Here is a 17371-nt window from a genome sequence, read left to right on the forward strand (position 1 = left end):
CTGGTGATCCGGGGAGGGACTGTCATCGTGTTCATCAGAGTGCTTGCGCTGGCTGCGGCGCTGCTTTCGGTCGCTCGGGTCGCAGACGCCGCGCCGCTTGAGGCGTACGGCCGCCTGCCGGCCATCGAGGCGGCCGCCTTGGCCCCGGACGGCAAACACTTCGCGTTGGTGACGACGGAAGGCGACGAGCGCCGGATCCTGATCAAGGACGTCGAGACCGGCCAGGCCGAGGTGATGGTCGCGGGGCGCGCAAAGGTGCCGGGCATAACCTGGGCTGGACCGGGCTATCTGCTGGTGACCAACAGCCGGGCGACGGAGGTCGTCGGCGCCCTGGACTCCCGCGCCCAGTACACCACCATCAGCGTCTTCGATGTCGCGCGCCGCAGGGGCTTCCCCCTGCTCATCGACGCGACCACCGGCATGAACGTCACCGTCGGTACGCCGCAAGTGCGCGACGTCGGCGGCGAGGTGCGGATCTTCGTCAAGGGTGTGCGGTTCGACAATGCAGGGCAAGCGCGCCTGGCCCTCTACCGCGTCGATCCTGAGAGGCGGCGCTCGACGGTGCTGCACACCGGGTTTCCTAAGACCGAGGACTGGCTCGTCGGCGCCGACGGCGAACCCTTGGTCGAGACCGGATATGACGCCGCGAACGGCCGGTGGACGCTGAAGCTGAACGGGCAGGGCGGATGGCGGGACGTGAAGTCGCTGACCACCTTCGCCGAGACGCCGACCCTGATCGGGCTGGGTCGGGACGGGGTGTCCGCGCTGGTCGAGGAAGAGGTCGACGGCAAGCAGATGCTGCGGGAGCTGGCGCCGGACGGCGCGTGGCCCGAGCCCTTCGCCGATGTCAGCGGGCAGGGCGTGATCCTGGATCCGCGGGGCGCCCACATGACCGGGGTGACCTATCTGGCGGGCGACCAGCGCCGCTACGATTTCCGCAGTCCGGAAGACCAGCAGCTCTGGCGGTCGGTGCAGGCCGCCTATCCGGGGCAACTGGTCGAGCTCGTCTCATGGTCGAACGACCGCAAGCATCTGATCGTCAGCGTGGACTCGCCCGTCGAGGGCCGGGCGCTGGCCTTTGTCGACTGGTCCAAGAAGAAGGCCGACTGGATCGGCCCCTACTATCCGGAGCTGACGGCGGCCGATATCGCGCCGGTGAAGCCGGTGCGGTTCAAGGCCGCCGACGGCCTCGACCTCTCCGGCTACCTGACCCTGCCGAAGGGCCGCGATGCCAAGGGCCTGCCGCTGGTCGTGCTGGCGCACGGCGGGCCGGCTTCGCGCGATGCGCCGGGCTTCGACTGGTGGGCGCAGGCGCTGGCTTCGCGCGGCTACGCGGTGCTGCAGGTGAACTTCCGCGGCTCCGAAGGCCTGGGTCCTGAGCTCCTGGAGGCGGGGTTCGGCCAGTGGGGCCGCAAGATGCAGACGGACCTCTCCGACGGGGTTCGCCAGCTGGCGGCGCAGGGGATCATCGACGCCGGGCGCGTGTGCGTCGTCGGCGCAGGCTACGGCGGCTACGCGGCCCTGGCGGGCGCGACGCTCGATCGCGGCGTCTATCGCTGCGCGGCCTCGGTGGGCGGCGTCTCCGACCTGCGCGGGATGTTGACCTCGGCGCGGGACGGCGCGGCCCAGCGCTACTGGATGCGGTTCCTGGGCGTCGACGGCCCCAACGACCGCAAGCTGATCAAGCTGTCGCCGGCCTTCAACGTCGAGGGCGTGAGGACGCCGATCCTCCTCGTGCACGGCCGCGCGGATCGCGAGGTCCCGTTCGAGCAGAGCCAAGCCATGGCCGACGCGTTGAAGGCGGCGGGCAATCCCGCCGAGCTGGTGGCGCTAGGCGGCGAGGAGCCCTGGCTGTCTCGGGGCGAGACCCGATTGCGGATGCTCAATGCGGTGACGATGTTCTTGGAGAAGAACAACCCGCCGAGCTGATTTCGGGACCATCCCTGTTGTGTGGCGAAATCGCCACACTACATCCCGTCGAGGCGCGGCCGTGCTTGATGAAGGCGGTCGCGTCAATCCGCCTATCGAGGGGAACGCATGAACATCGACCTCTATTCCGACCGCGCCAAGCAGGCGATCCAGTCGGCCCAGAGCCTGGCGCTGGCGCGCCGCCATCAACAACTCGCGCCCGAGCACCTGCTGAAGGTGCTGCTTGAAGAAAAGGACGGCCTGAGCCGCGCGCTGATCCAGAGCGCGGGCGGACGTCCTGACGCGGCCGACAAGGCCGCCGACGACCTGCTGGCCAAGCGGCCGAAGGTCGAGGGCGGATCGGGCCAGCTCTACATGGCGCCCGAGACCGCGCGCATCTTCGCCGAGGCCGAGGCCGGGGCGAAGGCTGGCGGCGACGCCTTCGTCACCACCGAGCGGCTGCTGATCGCCATCGCCAAGGAAGGCGGCGACGCGGCCAAGGCCCTGAAGGACGCCGGAGCCAACGCTTCGGCGCTGGAAGAGGCCGCCAAGGCGATGCGCAAGGGCAAGACCGCCGACAGCGCCTCGGCCGAGGAAGGCTATGACGCGCTCAAGCGCTATGCCCGCGACCTGACCCAGGCCGCGCGCGACGGCAAGCTCGACCCGGTGATCGGCCGCGACGAGGAAATCCGCCGCACGATCCAGGTGCTGAGCCGCCGCACCAAGAACAACCCGGTGCTGATCGGCGAACCCGGCGTCGGCAAGACCGCCATCGTCGAGGGCCTGGCCCTGCGCATCGTCAACGGCGACGTGCCCGAGAGCCTGAAGGACAAGCAGCTGCACGCGCTCGACATGGGCTCGCTGATCGCCGGCGCGAAGTATCGCGGCGAGTTCGAGGAGCGGCTGAAGGCCGTGCTCGGCGAGGTCACCGCGGCCGAAGGCTCGATCGTGCTGTTCATCGACGAGATGCACACCCTGGTCGGGGCCGGGAAAACCGACGGGGCGATGGACGCCTCGAACCTGCTCAAGCCCGCCCTGGCGCGCGGCGAGCTGCACTGCGTCGGCGCGACCACGCTGGACGAGTACCGCAAGCACGTCGAGAAGGACGCCGCCCTGGCCCGCCGGTTCCAGCCGGTGTTCGTCAGCGAGCCGACCGTCGAGGACACGGTCTCGATCCTGCGCGGGCTGAAGGAGAAGTACGAGGTGCACCATGGCGTGCGCATCTCCGACAGCGCCATCGTCGCCGCCGCGACCCTATCGAACCGCTACATCACCGACCGCTTCCTGCCCGACAAGGCCATCGACCTGGTGGACGAGGCGGCCAGCCGCGTGCGAATGGCGGTGGACAGCAAGCCCGAGGAGCTGGACGAGATCGACCGGCGCATCGTGCAGCTGAAGATCGAGCGCGAGGCCCTCTCCAAGGAGCCGGACGCCGCTTCGCAGGCGCGTCTGGAAAAACTGGAAGACGAGCTCGACGATCTGGAAGGTCGCTCGGCGGAAATGACCGCCCGCTGGAAGTCCGAGAAGGACAAGGTCTCGTCGGCCGCCCAGGCCCGCGAGGCCCTGGACCGGCTGCGCGCCGAACTGGTCGCGGCCCAGCGCCGCGGCGACCTGCAGCGCGCCTCGGAGATCGCCTATGGCGAGATCCCGGCCCTGGAGCGCCGGCTCGAGCAGGAGGAGACGGCCGCGGCCGAGAACCCGATCAGCCCCGAGGTGGTCGACGCCGAGCAGATCGCCGCCGTGGTCAGCCGCTGGACCGGCATCCCGGTCGACAAGATGCTGGAAGGCGAGCGCGAAAAGCTGCTGAAGATGGAGGACGCTTTGCGCGGCCGCGTGGTCGGGCAGGAGGAGGCGCTGGTCGCCGTCTCCGACGCCGTCCGCCGTGCGCGCGCCGGCCTGCAGGATCCCAACCGTCCGATCGGCTCGTTCCTGTTCCTCGGCCCCACTGGGGTCGGCAAGACCGAGCTGACCAAGGCGCTGGCCGAGTTCATGTTCGATGACGAGAGCGCGATCACCCGCCTCGATATGTCTGAATACATGGAGAAACATTCGGTCAGCCGGATGATCGGCGCGCCTCCCGGCTATGTCGGCTACGACGAGGGCGGGGCGCTGACCGAAGCCGTGCGGCGCCGGCCCTACCAGGTCGTGCTGTTCGACGAGGTCGAGAAGGCGCACCCGGACGTGTTCAACGTGCTGCTGCAGGTGCTGGACGACGGTCGCCTGACCGATGGCCAGGGCCGCACGGTCGACTTCCGCAATACGATCCTGATCATGACCTCGAACCTCGGTTCCGAGTTCCTGGCCAACCAGGCCGAGGGCGAGGACGTTGAGGAGGCGCGGCCCCTGGTCATGGAGGTGGTCCGCCGTCACTTCCGGCCCGAGTTCCTGAACCGGATCGACGAGATCATTCTCTTCAAGCGCCTGGGCCGCGGCGAGATGGATAACATCGTCGCCATCCAGCTGCAGCGGGTCGAGAAGCTGCTGGCCGACCGGCGCATGTCGATCGCTCTGGACTCCGCGGCCATGCGCTGGCTGGCCGACAAAGGCTACGACCCGGTCTATGGCGCCCGGCCGCTGAAGCGGGTGATCCAGAAGGAGCTGGTCGATCCGATCGCCCGCAAGCTGCTGGCGGGCGAGCTGGAGGACGGCGCGGTGATCCAGGTCGGGGCCGACGCCGACGGTCTGGAGATCGGCAAGGCCAAGGTCCACTAACGACAACGCCCCGGAGAGCGATCTCCGGGGCGCTTTGTCTTGCGAAGCGGTCGGGCGCTAGAGCTCGACTTTCACCGCGCGGCCGCCGCGGACTTCGACGCGGCGCATGACCGCGATGTCGGGGCCAGGGCCGCTGACCGGCTTGGCGACCGTGATCACGTACCAGGCGCCGTTGGCGAGCCCGGAGAAGCTGAAGGCGCTGTTGGCGTCGCAGACCGCGCGCTTGACGAAGGCCGAGTAGTCGCCGCTGGGCGCCGACGGCGTGCGGGCGCGGACTTCATCGGCCGGCAGGGCGGCGCGCTCTGCCGAGGTGTAGAGGATCGCCATCCGGCGGCGGGTCCACGGCGTCTCGGGCGTCAGCACGACCCCGGCGCCCGTGCAGGAATAGCGGGTCTGGCCGGCCTTGTAAGTCAGGCGGCCGTCGACGCGGCCCGAACCAGGCACGGCCGACCACGAGAAGTCCTCGGCGCGGAAGACGCCGGCCGTAGCGGGGCCGCCGCCGGGCGGCGGAGGCGGGGGCGGGCCCAGGGTCGGTGCGCAGGCGGCGACGAGCAGAAGGGCGGCGGAGGCGGAGAGCAGACGGATGCGTGACATGGCGCGCGCACATTACGCACCGCAAAGCCTGTGCGCCAAGGGTTAACCCCTAGAGCTTGTTCACTTGAATTTTGAGCCTCCCGGGAGGCTTGCTTGGGCTGCCGGCCGGAGGGATCGACCCTAGTCGTCGCCGTGCACCCGCCCGCGCTTGGCCTTGACGTCGCCGCGGCGGACCTTGGCTTCGACGCGGCGCTTCTGGGAGGCCTTGGTCGGCTTGGTCTTCTTGCGCGGCGGGGGCGGCGGCTTGGCGGCCTCGCGGATCAGCTCCAGCAGGCGTTCCTGTGCGTCGGCGCGGTTGCGCTCCTGGGTGCGAAAGCTCATCGCGGTCAGCACCAGCACGCCGTCCTGGGTCAGCTTGCGCCCGGCCAGCCGCATCAGCCGCACGGCGACGTCGTTGGGCAGCGAGGGCGAGCGGCGCACGTCGAATCGCAGCTCCACAGCCGTGGAGACCTTGTTGACGTTCTGGCCGCCGGGACCGGCCGACCGGATGAACCGCTCCGTGATCTCATCTTCCGAGATGGCGATGGTGGGGGTGACTTCGATCACCGGTCTTTTCCGATACCTGGGTTCCGGCTAACTATGCCGCATGCGCGCTTTCGCGACCCTTATGCACGTGACCTGCCGAACCGCCCAAGCGGGATCGGTGAGGGATGTCGCGCGCTAGGACCGCTTAGCCGCAATTCGCCCCACCCAGCCCCGCCGCGAGGACGGGGCTTTTTCATGGCTCCGTTCTTCGACCCAACGAGAGAAGACGATGAGCCAAGACGAGATAATGATCCGCGCCGCCGAGCCGGAGGACGTGCCGGACCTGACCGAGGTGATGAACCAGCCGCGCGCCGTCTGGGGAACGATGCAGGTTCCGTTCACCAGCGTCGCGACGCGGCGCGAGCGCTTCAAGACGACATCAACGACGCAGACGCTGCTCGTCGCGGCGACCGGCGGCAAGGTCGTCGGCAGCCTGGGGCTCAGCCGCCTCGAGGGGCGTCGCAGTCAGGTCGGCACGTTCGGCATGGCGGTGCACGACGCCTATGCCGGCCGCGGCGTGGGCACGGCCTAGCTGGCGGCCGCCGTGGAACAGGCCGACCGCTGGCTGGGCCTGCGGCGCCTGGAGCTCACAGTGTGGAGCGACAACGCCCCAGCCATCGCGCTCTACGAACGCTTCGGGTTCGAGCGCGAGGGGTTCATGCGAGACTATGCCTGGCGCGATGGGGAGCATGTCGACGCCATCTCTATGGCGCGCCTTCGGTCCTAGCCGGCGCGGCAGGCCGAGCAGCGGCCGCGGGCTTCCAGGGTGATGGTCGCGACCTGGTAGCCCGCGCTCTCGGCCTCCTTCAGCTGGGCGGAGAAGTCGGGCTCGAACTCCTGGGCGGCGCCGCAGCAGTCGCAGATCAGGAAGGCGGCGCGATGCTCGCCGCCGTCATGTCGGCAGGGTACGTAGGCGTTCAGGCTCTCGATCCGGTGGGCGAAGCCCAGGCGTTCGAGGAATTCCAGCGCGCGATAGACGGTCGGCGGCTTGGCCGGTTCGCCGTGCTCGCCGAATGCGGCGATGAGGTCGTAGGCCTTCTGCGGGCCGTCCGACTCCAGCAGCAGTTCGAGCACGCGGCGGCGTGGAGCGGTGAGGCGTTCCTGGGTCGCCACGCAACGGCTCTCGGCCGCGCCGAGCGCGTGACTGAGGGCGTGACCCTTGAGCCCCGGATGCGCGCCGTCCGCGTGATGACACTCGCTTCCCATGAGCCTTGGCTACCTGCCTCTCGCGTTCGCCGCAAGCAAAGCCGCTTGACGGGCGGTTATGTTATCTCATAACGGTCTATGTTATTTCGTAACACGGCGAGCCGGTTTCAAGTCCGTAGGCCGTGAGTATGCCTGAGGCGTCTACATGACCAAGACCTACCTGCTCGCCGCCGCCGGCGTTGTTGCGCTGACTGCGGGATCGGCCCACGCCGAGGCGGCCAAGGAGGTCTCCGAACTGGTGGTGACCGCCGCGCCCTATGTCGTCTCGATGGACTCGGTCACGACCAGCGTCGAGGTCATGAAGCGCGACGACCTGGACGCCGCGCCGTCCGCGGGCTTGGGCGATGTGCTGTCGGGCCTGCCGGGCGTGCGTTCGACCTTCTTCGGGCCGGGGGCGAGCCGGCCGGTGATCCGGGGCCTGGCCGGGCCGCGGGTGCTGGTGCTGAGCAACGGCGTCGGGATGATCGACGCCTCGTCGCTGTCGCCCGATCACCAGGTGGCCAACGATCCCCAGGAAGCCGAGCGCATCGAGGTGCTTCGCGGGCCCTCGGCCCTGGCCTATGGCGGTTCGGCGATCGGCGGCATCGTCAACATCATCGACGACCGGATTTCGAGCACCAAGGTCGAGGGCGTCCACGGCCGGCTGCTGGCCTCCGGAACGACCGTCGACGAAGGTTCGGCGGTCTCGGCCTCGGTGAAGGCGGGCGTCGGCGGTTGGGTGTTCAGCCTGGACGGCCTGCACCGCGAGAGCTCGGACTACGACATCCCCTCGCCGGCGGAGTCGCGCCGGTTCATGGCGGCCGAGGGCGAGGAGTATCTGGGCAAGGAGCCCTCGACCGTCGCCAACACGGCGGTGAAGCTGGACGCCTATGGCGGCGGCGTCTCCTACGTCGGCGACAAGGGCTTCCTGGGCGTGGCGGTGAAGCGCACCGACACCACTTACGGCGTCCCCGGCCATTCGCACGAGGCGGGCGACGACCACGACCACGACCACGATCATGACCATGATCACGAGGACGAGGAAGGCGGCGTCCAGATCGACCTGAAGCAGACGCGCTACGACCTGCGTGGCGGGCTCAACCTCGATCTTGGCCCGTTCGACCAGCTCAAGGTCTCGGCCGGATACGCCGACTACGAGCATGCCGAGCTGGAGGGCGGCCACATCGGCACCCAGTTCCTCTCGGAAGGCTGGGAAGCGCGGGCCGAGCTGGTCCAGAAGGCGCGTGGCGGCTGGCAGGGCGCGGTGGGGCTGCAGGCGCTGTCGCGGACGCTCGACGCCAACGGCGATGAAGCCTACGTGCCCTCGACCGAAACCCACGAGCTGGGCGTCTTCACCCTGCAGCGGCTGGACAACGACACCTGGGGCGTCGAGGGCGGGCTGCGGCTCGACCGCCGCGAGCTCGAGACCGATGCGGCCTCCCGCGACTTCACCAATGTCTCGGCCAGCATCGGCGGCTTCCTGCGCCCGGCCGAGGGGTGGTTCCTGGGGCTGTCGGCCTCGCGCACGGCGCGCGCCCCGACAGAGGCGGAGCTGTTCGCCGACGGCGCCCATGCGGCCACCCGCGGGTACGAGGTCGGGAACGCCGACCTGGACTCGGAAGTCTCCTATTCGCTGGACGCTACGGTGCACTATGGCGAGGGGCCCTGGGAGATGGACCTGCACGCCTTCGCCGTGAAGTACGACGGCTTCATCGACCTGCGCGCCAACGGCCAGATCGATCCGGAGAGCGGCTTCGCCGTGTTCGACTACCTGCAGACCGACGCGACCTTCTATGGCGCTGAGGCCGAGGCGTCGTATCGCCTGTGGCAGGACGGCGAGCGCAGCTTCAAGTTGGAAGGCGCGGCCGACTACGTGCACGGCGACACTGACCTTGGCCCGCCGGCGCGCATTCCGCCGTGGTCGGTCACGGGGCGGGCGGTGTTCGACGGCGGCTGGTGGACCGGCAAGCTGGAGCTGCGCCACGTGGGCGAGCAGGATCGCGTGGCCGAATACGAGCTGCCGACCGACAGCTATCAGATGATCAACGCCTACCTGTCGGCGACGCCGTTCGCCGACCGCAAGCTGCGGCTGTTCCTGGAAGGGCGGAACCTCAACGACGCGGAGGCCCGCGAGCATGCCTCGTTCCTGAAGGACCTGGCCCCGCTGCCGGGGCGCAGCTTCCGCATGGGCGTCGGCTACAAGTTCTAGCGGCCAAAGAAAAACCCCTCCCGCGAGGGAGGGGTTGATCGCTTTCAGAGCCTAGGCGCTGGCCTCAGGCTTCCTCAGTCTCGTTCGAAGAAGCTTCACCGCCCTCGAAGCTGCGCGGGGCGCGACGACGGCGGGCCTTGGGCTTTTCTTCGCCCTCGGCGGCGGGAGCTTCGGCCTTGGGCGCGCGCGGCGCGCGCGGAGCCTTCAGGAAGGCCGGGGCGTGGCTTTCGCCGCCGTCCTCGTCACGCAGCACCGGCGAAGCCTGCTGTTCGGTCGCGACCAGCGGCGCGGCCTTGGGTTCGACGACAGCCAACGGATCGCGCTCGGGGCGGTCCTGACGGTCGGCGCGCTCGGCGCGGTCCGGACGTTCGCCACGATCTTCGCGGTCACGACGGCCTTCGAAGCGTTCGCTGCGGGGACGGTCGTCACGGTCGCGGCGATCTTCGCGCTCGGCGCGGGGGCGGTCGTCACGCGGGCGGTCGTCACGGGGACGCTCGTCGCGGGGGCGGTCATCGCGCTGACGGTCGTCACGAGGCCGGTCGTCGCGGTCGCGATAACGGTCGTTGCGGTCGCGGTTGCGGCCCTCGAAGCGGTCGTTGCGTTGACGGTCGTCGCGGTTGCGGTCGTCGCGCGGACGATCCTGGCGATCGTCGCGGTCGCGCCAGCGCTCGCCGCGGGCCTGCTGGCCTTCGCCTTCGCCGTTCTCGCCGGATTCAGCGGCCTCGTTGGCCGCCGCTTCAGCTTCCGCCGCCGCGGCCTGGGCGCCGCTCTCGTCCTCGAAATCGATGTCGAGGCCGCCTGAATAGTTGTCGCGGCCGAGGATCTCGGCGGCGGGCTTGTTCGGCTGCATGGCGCGCACGGTGCGGAAATAATGCTCGGCGTGCTGCAGGTAATTTTCGGCCAGAACCCGGTCGCCGGCGGACGAAGCGTCCCGAGCCAGCTGTTGGTACTTTTCGAAGACGTGCTGGGCGTTGCCGCGCACCTTCACGCCGTCAGGACCGTTCGAATCGAAGGCCCTGTTCGCGTTCTGCTGCTGAGGCTTTCCGCCGCCGCCGCCGCCACGATTGCGGCCGCGCTGGCGCTTCATACCCTTGAAATCTCTCATTCTCTGTGTCCACCGCCGCTTCGGCCTCGCCGGGAAGCGCGCGGTCTATCCTCTCGCCTTGATCGGGCCGTATCGCCCGTAAGTCCGTGTTGAAGACGTAAGTGTTCTCCGTCGTCCGCCCTGACCTTGAGGCGCGAGACACGCTAAGCCTGCGCGCCTGCCGATACGGCTTTCCGTCCTGGTTTCTCAGGGCGGCCCAAGCCTCTAGCACCGGCGAATTGGGTGGAGACGAGATAAAGACTTAGCGATTCACTTGCGGGTTTCCAAGGGGTTTTTCACGCCCACAACGACGCGGTCGTTGGTCGACAAATCCTTGATCGTCCAGACTTCACTGCCGCCTGCTTCGTTGAACAGGGCTTCGACCTGATCCTTCTGGTCGTAGCCGATCTCGACCGCGAAGAGGCCGCCCGGCTTCAGCACGCGCATAATCTCGGGGGCCAGATGTCGGTAGGCGTCCAGGCCGTCGGCGCCGCCGTCCAGCGCCAGGCGCGGGTCGAAATGGCGCACTTCCGGCTCGAGGGTTTCGATCACTTCGCTGGCGATGTAGGGCGGGTTGGAGACGATGACGTCGAAGCTGGCGTCCTGCAGGCCGGCGGTCCAATCGCCGCGGGCGAAGGCGACGCGACCGGCGAGGCCGAGGTTGGAGGCGTTCTCGCGCGCCACGGCCAGGGCGTCGTCGGAGATGTCGGTGGCCAGACCCTTGGCGGCGGGCCGCTCGGCCAGGATCGAGAGGATGATCGCACCCGATCCGACGCCGAGGTCGAGGATGTCGAAAGCCATCTGCTCGGGGAACTGCTTGAGCACATAGTCGACGATGACTTCGGTCTCCGGCCGCGGAGTCAGGACGTCGGCGTTCACCGCCAGCATGACTTTCCAGAAGCCTTTGCGGCCGAGAATGTGGCTGACCGGCTCGCGGCGTTCGCGGCGCGAGACGTACTCCTCGAGGCGCGCCTCCTGCTCGGACGTCAGCGCGCGGTGCGGATCGGCGACGATGTCGGCCCGGGTGGCGTCGGCCGCGGCTTCGACCAGCAGGCGGGCGTCGATCACCGGCCCCACGAGGCCGACCGCCTCCAGGCGCGTCTTGGCCGACTGCCAGGCTTGCAGGAGGGTGATCGTCATGCAGCGGGCTCCAGGGACGGAAGGGTGGCGGCGTCGCCGACCGTGACGCGTCCAGAATCGGTAACGTGGACATAGATGCCCAGGTTCATGTGCCCATAGTTGTCGAACAGCGCCTTGACCACATCCATGTCCCGCTCGGCGGTGTCCGGGTTCACGTGCGTCGCTGCGCAGCGGACGATGGGCTTGAACACCTTGGCGCGGGCGAAGCCGACCATCAGCTCGCGGCCCTCCCACTCGTTCTCGATCCAGGCCGGCCAGCCTTCGACATAGAGGTTGCCGCGGAAGCGCAGGGGATCGACCGGACGGCCGATCTTGGCCTCCAGGTCGCGAACGCTGGCCATGTTGACGATCGAGACCTGGCCCAGCGGATGGTCCATGAAACGGTAGCCGGGCGCGTCCAGCACCTTGAGCTCGCCGCGGAGCTCTTCGCCCAGCAGGGCGGTCAGCCAGGCGGCGAAGGCGGCGCGGCCGTCGGCCTGTTGCAGCGAACCGCTGAAGTCCGGTTGGCCCTCTGCCGTCGCCGACAGCACGCCGCTGGCTTCGTCGTAACGGGTGCGGGCCTTGGCCACCTCGGCGATGGACATCAGCACCGTGAACTTCTGCTTGGGGGTATAGGCCGGCGCGGCCGGATCGAAGCCTGAGGGGCCGTTCTCGACGGCGTAGAGCCGGTCGCAGGGGAACGGGCCGCCGGCGGTCAGTTCGGCATGGCTAAGGCGCTCGGGGGTGAAGCCCTTGACGGGGTGGCGGTAAAGCGCAGCGATGTGTCCGGTCATGTGCCCCTCGTCGTCCTGATCGTCGGCAGATGGGTTGTCTTCGCACAGTCGCGCCCGCGCCGGTAGCTGTCCGCCCCGGGGAACACTGGCAAGATCGGGGTGTTCCAGCCTGTCTGGCGCGGCGGAGAAAGGGTGGCGATGGCGGATCAGGAGGAGCGATCGGCGTGGGACCGCGCCGTCGGGATCTTCTGGCGGGCGGCGCCCTGGGTCGGCTTCATTGCGATGACCGAGCTCTGGCGGCGCAGCCGCCAGCGCGTACGTGGCGGTCTCAGCGTCGACGCCATCGCCACGCCGGGAGCCTTCGAGGAAGCCGAGCCGCGGCGCGGGCGCGTCGCCCACGGCCCGCACGCGATCCCGCCGAAGGGCTGGAAGGACATCGCCTGGCGCACCTATCAGGAGATCGGGCGCGACCGGCTGCCGTCGGTGGCCGGCGGGGTGACGTTCTACACGCTGTTGGCGCTGTTTCCGGCGATGGGCGTGTTCGTCTCCCTCTACGGGCTGATCGCCGACGTCGCCGCGGTCCAGCAGCAGCTGGACACCCTGGCCACGGTGTTCCCGGCCGAGGTCATCGACATCGTCGGCCAACAGATGATCCTGCTGGCCAGCCGGCCTTCGGCGACGCTGTCGGTTGCGTTTTTGGTCAGCCTGCTGCTGTCGGTGTGGTCGGCCAACGCCGGCATGAAGGCGCTCTTCGACGGCCTCAACGTCGCTTACGACGAAGAGGAACGGCGCAGCTTCTTCAACCGGACCTGGAAAACCTACCTGTTCACATTCGGAGCCCTGCTGTTCCTGGTGGTGATGAGCGCGGTGCTGGTGGCTGCGCCGATCGCGTTCGAGCAACTGGGGCTGGACGAGTTGGCGGTGATCTGGATTCCGCTGCGCTGGATGATCCTGCTGGCGATGGCGGCCGGCGCGTTCGCGGTGATCTATCGCTACGCGCCATGCCGGGCGCGGGCCCGCTGGCGGTGGGTCGGCGTCGGGGCGACGGCGGCGGCGGCCTTCTGGCTGCTCGGGTCGCTAGGTTTTTCCTGGTATCTCAACAACATCGCCCACTACGACGTGACCTACGGCTCGCTGGGCGCGGTGGTGGCGTTCATGACCTGGATCTGGTTCTCGGTGATGGTCGTGCTGCTGGGAGCCGAGATCAACGCCGAGATCGAGCACCAGACGGCGCTCGACACCACGATCGGCCCGGAGAAGCCGATGGGCGAGCGCGGCGCGGCCATGGCCGACAGCGTCGGCCTGGCCTTCCACCTGGATATCTCGAAGATCACCAACAAGGCGGTGAGCGACAGCCTGCGGCAGGCCGAGCGCGTGCGCCGGGCGCTGCGGCGCTAATTGAACTCGTCTTCCAGGGCGGCCAGGCGGGCGGCCTGGTCCTCGGCGATCAGCGGATTGATCACGTCGTCGAGGGCCTCGCCTTCGATGACCTTGGCGAGGTTGTAGAGCGTCAGGTTGATCCGGTGGTCGGTCACCCGGCCCTGCGGGAAATTGTAGGTGCGGATCCGCTCGGAGCGGTCGCCTGAGCCGACCTGGCTCTTGCGGGCGTCGGCGCGGGCGGTGTCGAGCGCCTCGCGCTGCTGGTCGTAGAGGCGGGCCTGGAGCACCTTCAGCGCGCGGGCGCGGTTCTGGTGCTGGGACTTCTCGGACGAGGTGACCACGATGCCGGTCGGCAGGTGGGTGATGCGCACGGCCGAGTCGGTCTTGTTGACGTGCTGGCCGCCCGCGCCCGACGAGCGATAGGTGTCGATGCGCAGGTCCTGTTCGCGGATCTCGATCTCGACGTCCTCGACCTCGGGCAGCACGGCCACGGTGGCGGCCGAGGTGTGGATGCGGCCGCCGGCCTCGGTCTCGGGGACGCGCTGGACCCGGTGGACGCCGCTCTCGAATTTCAGCCGGCCGAACACGCCGTCGCCGGTGATCGAGGCGATGATTTCCTTGTAGCCGCCGACTTCGCCTTCCGAGACGCTGTCGATCTCGACACGCCAGCCATGGTTCTGGGCGTAGCGCTGGTACATGCGGAAGAGGTCGCCGGCGAACAGCGCGGCCTCGTCGCCGCCGGTGCCGGCGCGGACTTCGAGGATAGCCGAGGCGTTCTCGTCCCTGTCCTTCGGGGCCAGCAACAGGGCGACCTCGTGCTCTAGACCCGGCAGGCGCTCATTCAGCGCGGCCAGTTCGTCCTGCGCCATGGCCGCCATCTCGGGGTCGCCGGCCTTGGCCATCTCCTCGAGTTCAGGCAGCTCCTCGCGGGCGCGGGCCACGGCCTGCACCGCGTCGGCCACGGGCTTCAGTTCGGCGTGCTCCTTGGAGAGGCGCACGATCTCGACGCCGTCGGTGGCCGCGCCCATGCGCGCCTCGATCTCGCGGAAGCGGTCGAGGACCTGATCCAATCTGGCCTGGGGGAGACGCACGGGCTTCCAGTCGCTGGTGAAACGAAGGGACGCCTCTTAACGCCCTCAAGGCGAGCCTCCAACGAAAAAGGCCCTCTCCGTGAGGAGAGGGCCTTCAGGTTCGCCGAAGCGAAAACGTCTTAGACGCGCACGCCCGTGAGCGGAGCCGAGCCGAAGGCGCCCAGCTTCACGTTGCCGCTCATCGAGTCGCCGGCCACGGTGGCCGAGAATTCGAGGGTCATCGGCATCGGTTGGGTGATGGCGGTCGACCAGGTCAGGGTGTCGCCCGAAACTTTGCCTTCGATGGCTTGCTCACCCATGCGGCCCTTGGTCTGGCCGGTGAAGGTGTCGCCGCTCGTGGTGATCGAGGCTTCGACCTCTTGAGCGCCCATCGGCGAGTTGATGGTGATCTTCCAGTTGCCGTCAGCGGACATTGTGTCCCTCCCTGGGGTTTAGGCGGGGCACCTAATCAAGGCTGCGACACAAGCGCAAGAGGTGACGCGGGCGTCATCTTTGACAATGTTCAATTTGAAATGCCGTTCGGGGACCGGCGTTCAGGCTGTGAGCGGAGGAAGCTCGGGCTCGGCGAGCTCGAAGCCGACGTCCCGCAGGGCGCGGCCAAGTCGTTGGATGCGCTCGTAGAATTCCACGGCTGCGTCCATCATCTCTGGCGAGGTGAACACCGCGGCCGGCGCGATCAGGCCGCCCGGGACACGCTCGATGATGCCCAGCGAAATAAAAGCCTCGACATAGCGGCCGACGATCTCGGCTGGCGCGCCGATGGCCTTGTAGAGCGCCGCGTCGGTCATCGGCAGGCTGCCCTTGTCGGGACCGATGCGGTGCAGGCCGGCGTAGCGCTCGTCGCCGAGCAGGTTCTCGCCGTTAGCGCTCCAGATGGTGGTGAAGACCATCAGGGCGAACACGTCGCCGCCGTGCAGCTTGGCGAAGGAACGAAGCGCCGCGAGGATCTCGAAGGTGCCGGTGCGGAGCACGGCGCGCCGATTGTCGGCTGCTGCGTCCATGGTCGCCCCCTTCGAATTGCGTTCGCCGAACGACCTATGCGAACCGGCGCGGCCCTGGTCAACCGTCCAGGTCAGTCGCCGAAGGAGAAACCGGCCGAGCGCATCGAGGTGACCATATGGACCACGCTCTCATAGAGTTCGCTGGTGCCCTGGAGCATCTCCGGCTGGGTGAACACCGCGGTCGGCACCACCAGCTTGCCCGAGACCTCCTCGGCCAGCCCCTTGTCGAGCAGGCGCTTGACGTAGGTCTGCAGGATGTCGTCGGGCATCGGCAGAGCGGCGCGCAGGTCTTCGAGGCTGGCGGGCTTGCGCAGGGCGTCCGGCGGGATCGACTTGAGCTGGACGTAGCGCTGGTCGCCGATCAGATGGCTCGAGTTCAGCACCCAGAGGGCGGTGAACACGAAATACTCGATGACGTCGTCGCCGTGGACCTTGGCCATGGCCCGCGAGATCTTGGTCATCTCGGTGGCGACGATGCGAACGACGGCGCGGCGGGTGTCCGCTGGAACGGGAGAGAACGTAGTCAAATCAATACCCCAGAGCACTCATCACAAGGTCTAGGGCATTTCGTCGGGCGCGAATAGCGGGCCAGACGCAGTTCGCATAACGTGTGATCTATTCGGCCGCCTGCAGCGCGGCCTGCTCGGCCTTGGCGAGCTCGGCGGCCTTGGCCTCGACCAACTCGACGATGTGGTCGACCATCCGATCGTTGTCCATCTTGTGGTCCGGCTTTCCGGCCAGATAGACCATGCCCGCGCCCTTGCCGCCGCCGGTGAACCCGACGTCGGTCATCAGCGCCTCGCCGGGGCCGTTCACGACGCAGCCGATGATCGAAAGGCTCATCGGGGTGGCGATGTGGGCCAGGCGCTGTTCCAGCGCCTCGACCGTGGCGATGACGTTGAAGCCCTGCCGCGCGCAGGACGGGCAGGCGATGATGTTCACGCCGCGGTGGCGCAGGCCCAGCGACTTCAGGATGTCGAAGCCGACCTTGATCTCCTCGACCGGATCGGCGGCCAGGCTGACGCGGATGGTGTCGCCGATGCCGGCCCAGAGCAGCGCGCCCATGCCGATCGCGGACTTCACGGTGCCGGTGCGCAGCGCGCCCGCCTCGGTGATGCCGACGTGCAGGGGGCAGTCGATCGCCTCGGCCAGCTGCTGATAGGCCGCGACGGTCATGAAGGGGTCGGACGCCTTCACGCTGATCTTGAACTCGTGGAAGTCGTTGTCCTGCAGGATGCGGGCATGATCGAGGGCGCTCTCGACCATCGCGGCGGGGCAGGGCTCGCCGTACTTCTCGAGCAGGTGCGGTTCGAGGCTGCCGGCGTTGACGCCGATGCGCATCGAACAGCCATGGTCGCGGGCCGCCTGGATGACCTCGCGCACGCGGTCGGGCGAGCCGATGTTGCCGGGATTGATCCGCAGGCAGGCCGCGCCGGCCTTGGCCGCTTCGATGCCGCGCTTGAAGTGGAAATGGATGTCCGCCACGAGCGGGACCTTGGCCTCGCGGGCGATGGTCTTGAACGCTTCGGTGGAGTCGACGTCGGGGCAGGAGACCCGCACGATGTCGGCCCCGGCCTCCTCGAGCTGGCGGATCTGATCGATGGTCGCCGCGGCGTCGGCCGTCAGCGTGTTGGTCATCGATTGGACCGTGATCGGAGCGTCGCCGCCCACCTCGACCTTGCCGACGCGGATCTTGCGCGAGACCCGGCGGTCGATGGCGCGCCAGGGGCGGACGTGGGTGTGATCTTGCACGGTCATGGCTTCGAAAATAAGGGCTTTGGCGGGAAAACGCGAGGCCACGCGGCGCCGCAACGACGCGGCGCCGCTCG

General features: G+C 68.5%; 15 protein-coding genes and 1 pseudogene. 5 read left to right on the forward strand and 11 right to left on the reverse strand.

Annotation, left to right across the window (positions count from 1 at the left end; translation table 11 throughout):
- Window positions 1-27 precede the first annotated feature (27 nt).
- A complete protein-coding gene (locus AC1Q87_RS14795; RefSeq protein ID WP_492609689.1) occupies window positions 28-1929 on the forward strand; it encodes an alpha/beta hydrolase family protein in 1902 nt (633 codons plus the stop codon).
- A 108-nt stretch (window positions 1930-2037) separates the two neighbouring features.
- Window positions 2038-4620 carry an ATP-dependent chaperone ClpB gene (gene clpB, locus AC1Q87_RS14800; protein ID WP_492609690.1) on the forward strand — a complete coding sequence of 861 codons (2583 nt, stop codon included), beginning with the start codon at window positions 2038-2040 and terminating at the stop codon, window positions 4618-4620.
- Window positions 4621-4677: 57 nt separating this feature from the next.
- Here the strand turns inward: clpB and AC1Q87_RS14805 are convergent, their stop codons facing one another.
- A complete protein-coding gene (locus AC1Q87_RS14805; RefSeq protein ID WP_492609691.1) occupies window positions 4678-5214 on the reverse strand; it encodes a hypothetical protein in 537 nt (178 codons plus the stop codon).
- Between the two features lie 120 nt (window positions 5215-5334).
- A complete protein-coding gene (arfB, locus tag AC1Q87_RS14810) occupies window positions 5335-5760 on the reverse strand; it encodes an alternative ribosome rescue aminoacyl-tRNA hydrolase ArfB (protein WP_492609692.1) in 426 nt (141 codons plus the stop codon).
- Between the two features lie 226 nt (window positions 5761-5986).
- On the opposite strand from arfB, the pseudogene AC1Q87_RS14815 reads away from it, so the two are divergent.
- A pseudogene (locus AC1Q87_RS14815) lies at window positions 5987-6466 on the forward strand (GNAT family N-acetyltransferase).
- On the opposite strand, the gene AC1Q87_RS14820 reads toward AC1Q87_RS14815, so the two are convergent.
- On the reverse strand, window positions 6463-6945 hold the full coding sequence (locus tag AC1Q87_RS14820) for a Fur family transcriptional regulator (protein WP_492609693.1): 483 nt from the start codon (window positions 6943-6945) through the stop codon (window positions 6463-6465). The pseudogene AC1Q87_RS14815 and the gene AC1Q87_RS14820 overlap by 4 nt on opposite strands.
- Window positions 6946-7090: 145 nt before the next feature.
- On the opposite strand from AC1Q87_RS14820, the gene AC1Q87_RS14825 reads away from it, so the two are divergent.
- Entirely contained in the window at window positions 7091-9133 is a 2043-nt protein-coding gene (locus AC1Q87_RS14825; RefSeq protein WP_492609694.1) for a TonB-dependent receptor, read from the forward strand.
- 64 nt (window positions 9134-9197) lie between these two features.
- Here AC1Q87_RS14825 and AC1Q87_RS14830 read toward each other — a convergent pair whose 3' ends face one another.
- From AC1Q87_RS14830 to AC1Q87_RS14840, 3 genes are all read right to left on the reverse strand, one after another.
- Window positions 9198-10238, reverse strand: a complete 1041-nt coding sequence (locus AC1Q87_RS14830; protein WP_492609695.1) for a DUF4167 domain-containing protein — start codon at window positions 10236-10238, stop codon at window positions 9198-9200.
- A 249-nt stretch (window positions 10239-10487) separates the two neighbouring features.
- Window positions 10488-11357, reverse strand: a complete 870-nt coding sequence (gene prmC / locus AC1Q87_RS14835; protein ID WP_492609696.1) for a peptide chain release factor N(5)-glutamine methyltransferase — start codon at window positions 11355-11357, stop codon at window positions 10488-10490.
- The gene (locus tag AC1Q87_RS14840) at window positions 11354-12130 is read right to left on the reverse strand and encodes an MOSC domain-containing protein (protein WP_492609697.1); all 777 of its coding nucleotides are present in this window, start codon (window positions 12128-12130) and stop codon (window positions 11354-11356) included. Before AC1Q87_RS14840 ends, prmC begins: the two co-directional genes overlap by 4 nt.
- A gap of 138 nt (window positions 12131-12268) precedes the next feature.
- On the opposite strand from AC1Q87_RS14840, the gene AC1Q87_RS14845 reads away from it, so the two are divergent.
- Window positions 12269-13468, forward strand: coding sequence for a YihY/virulence factor BrkB family protein (locus AC1Q87_RS14845; protein ID WP_492609698.1), 1200 nt, complete (start codon window positions 12269-12271; stop codon window positions 13466-13468).
- On the opposite strand, the gene prfA is transcribed toward AC1Q87_RS14845, so the two are convergent.
- From prfA to ispG, 5 genes are all read right to left on the reverse strand, one after another.
- Window positions 13465-14541 carry a peptide chain release factor 1 gene (gene prfA / locus AC1Q87_RS14850; protein ID WP_492609699.1) on the reverse strand — a complete coding sequence of 359 codons (1077 nt, stop codon included), beginning with the start codon at window positions 14539-14541 and terminating at the stop codon, window positions 13465-13467. The two genes, AC1Q87_RS14845 and prfA, sit on opposite strands and share 4 nt — an antisense overlap.
- Window positions 14542-14660: 119 nt before the next feature.
- Window positions 14661-14954, reverse strand: coding sequence for a hypothetical protein (locus AC1Q87_RS14855; RefSeq protein ID WP_056021923.1), 294 nt, complete (start codon window positions 14952-14954; stop codon window positions 14661-14663).
- 120 nt (window positions 14955-15074) lie between these two features.
- Entirely contained in the window at window positions 15075-15542 is a 468-nt protein-coding gene (locus tag AC1Q87_RS14860; protein WP_492609700.1) for a hypothetical protein, read from the reverse strand.
- Between the two features lie 71 nt (window positions 15543-15613).
- Window positions 15614-16069, reverse strand: coding sequence for a hypothetical protein (locus tag AC1Q87_RS14865; protein WP_492609701.1), 456 nt, complete (start codon window positions 16067-16069; stop codon window positions 15614-15616).
- 88 nt (window positions 16070-16157) lie between these two features.
- Window positions 16158-17300, reverse strand: coding sequence for a flavodoxin-dependent (E)-4-hydroxy-3-methylbut-2-enyl-diphosphate synthase (gene ispG, locus AC1Q87_RS14870; RefSeq protein ID WP_492609702.1), 1143 nt, complete (start codon window positions 17298-17300; stop codon window positions 16158-16160).
- Window positions 17301-17371: the final 71 nt, after the last annotated feature.

This window comes from Phenylobacterium sp. GW823-FHT02A09 (assembly GCF_058797775.1).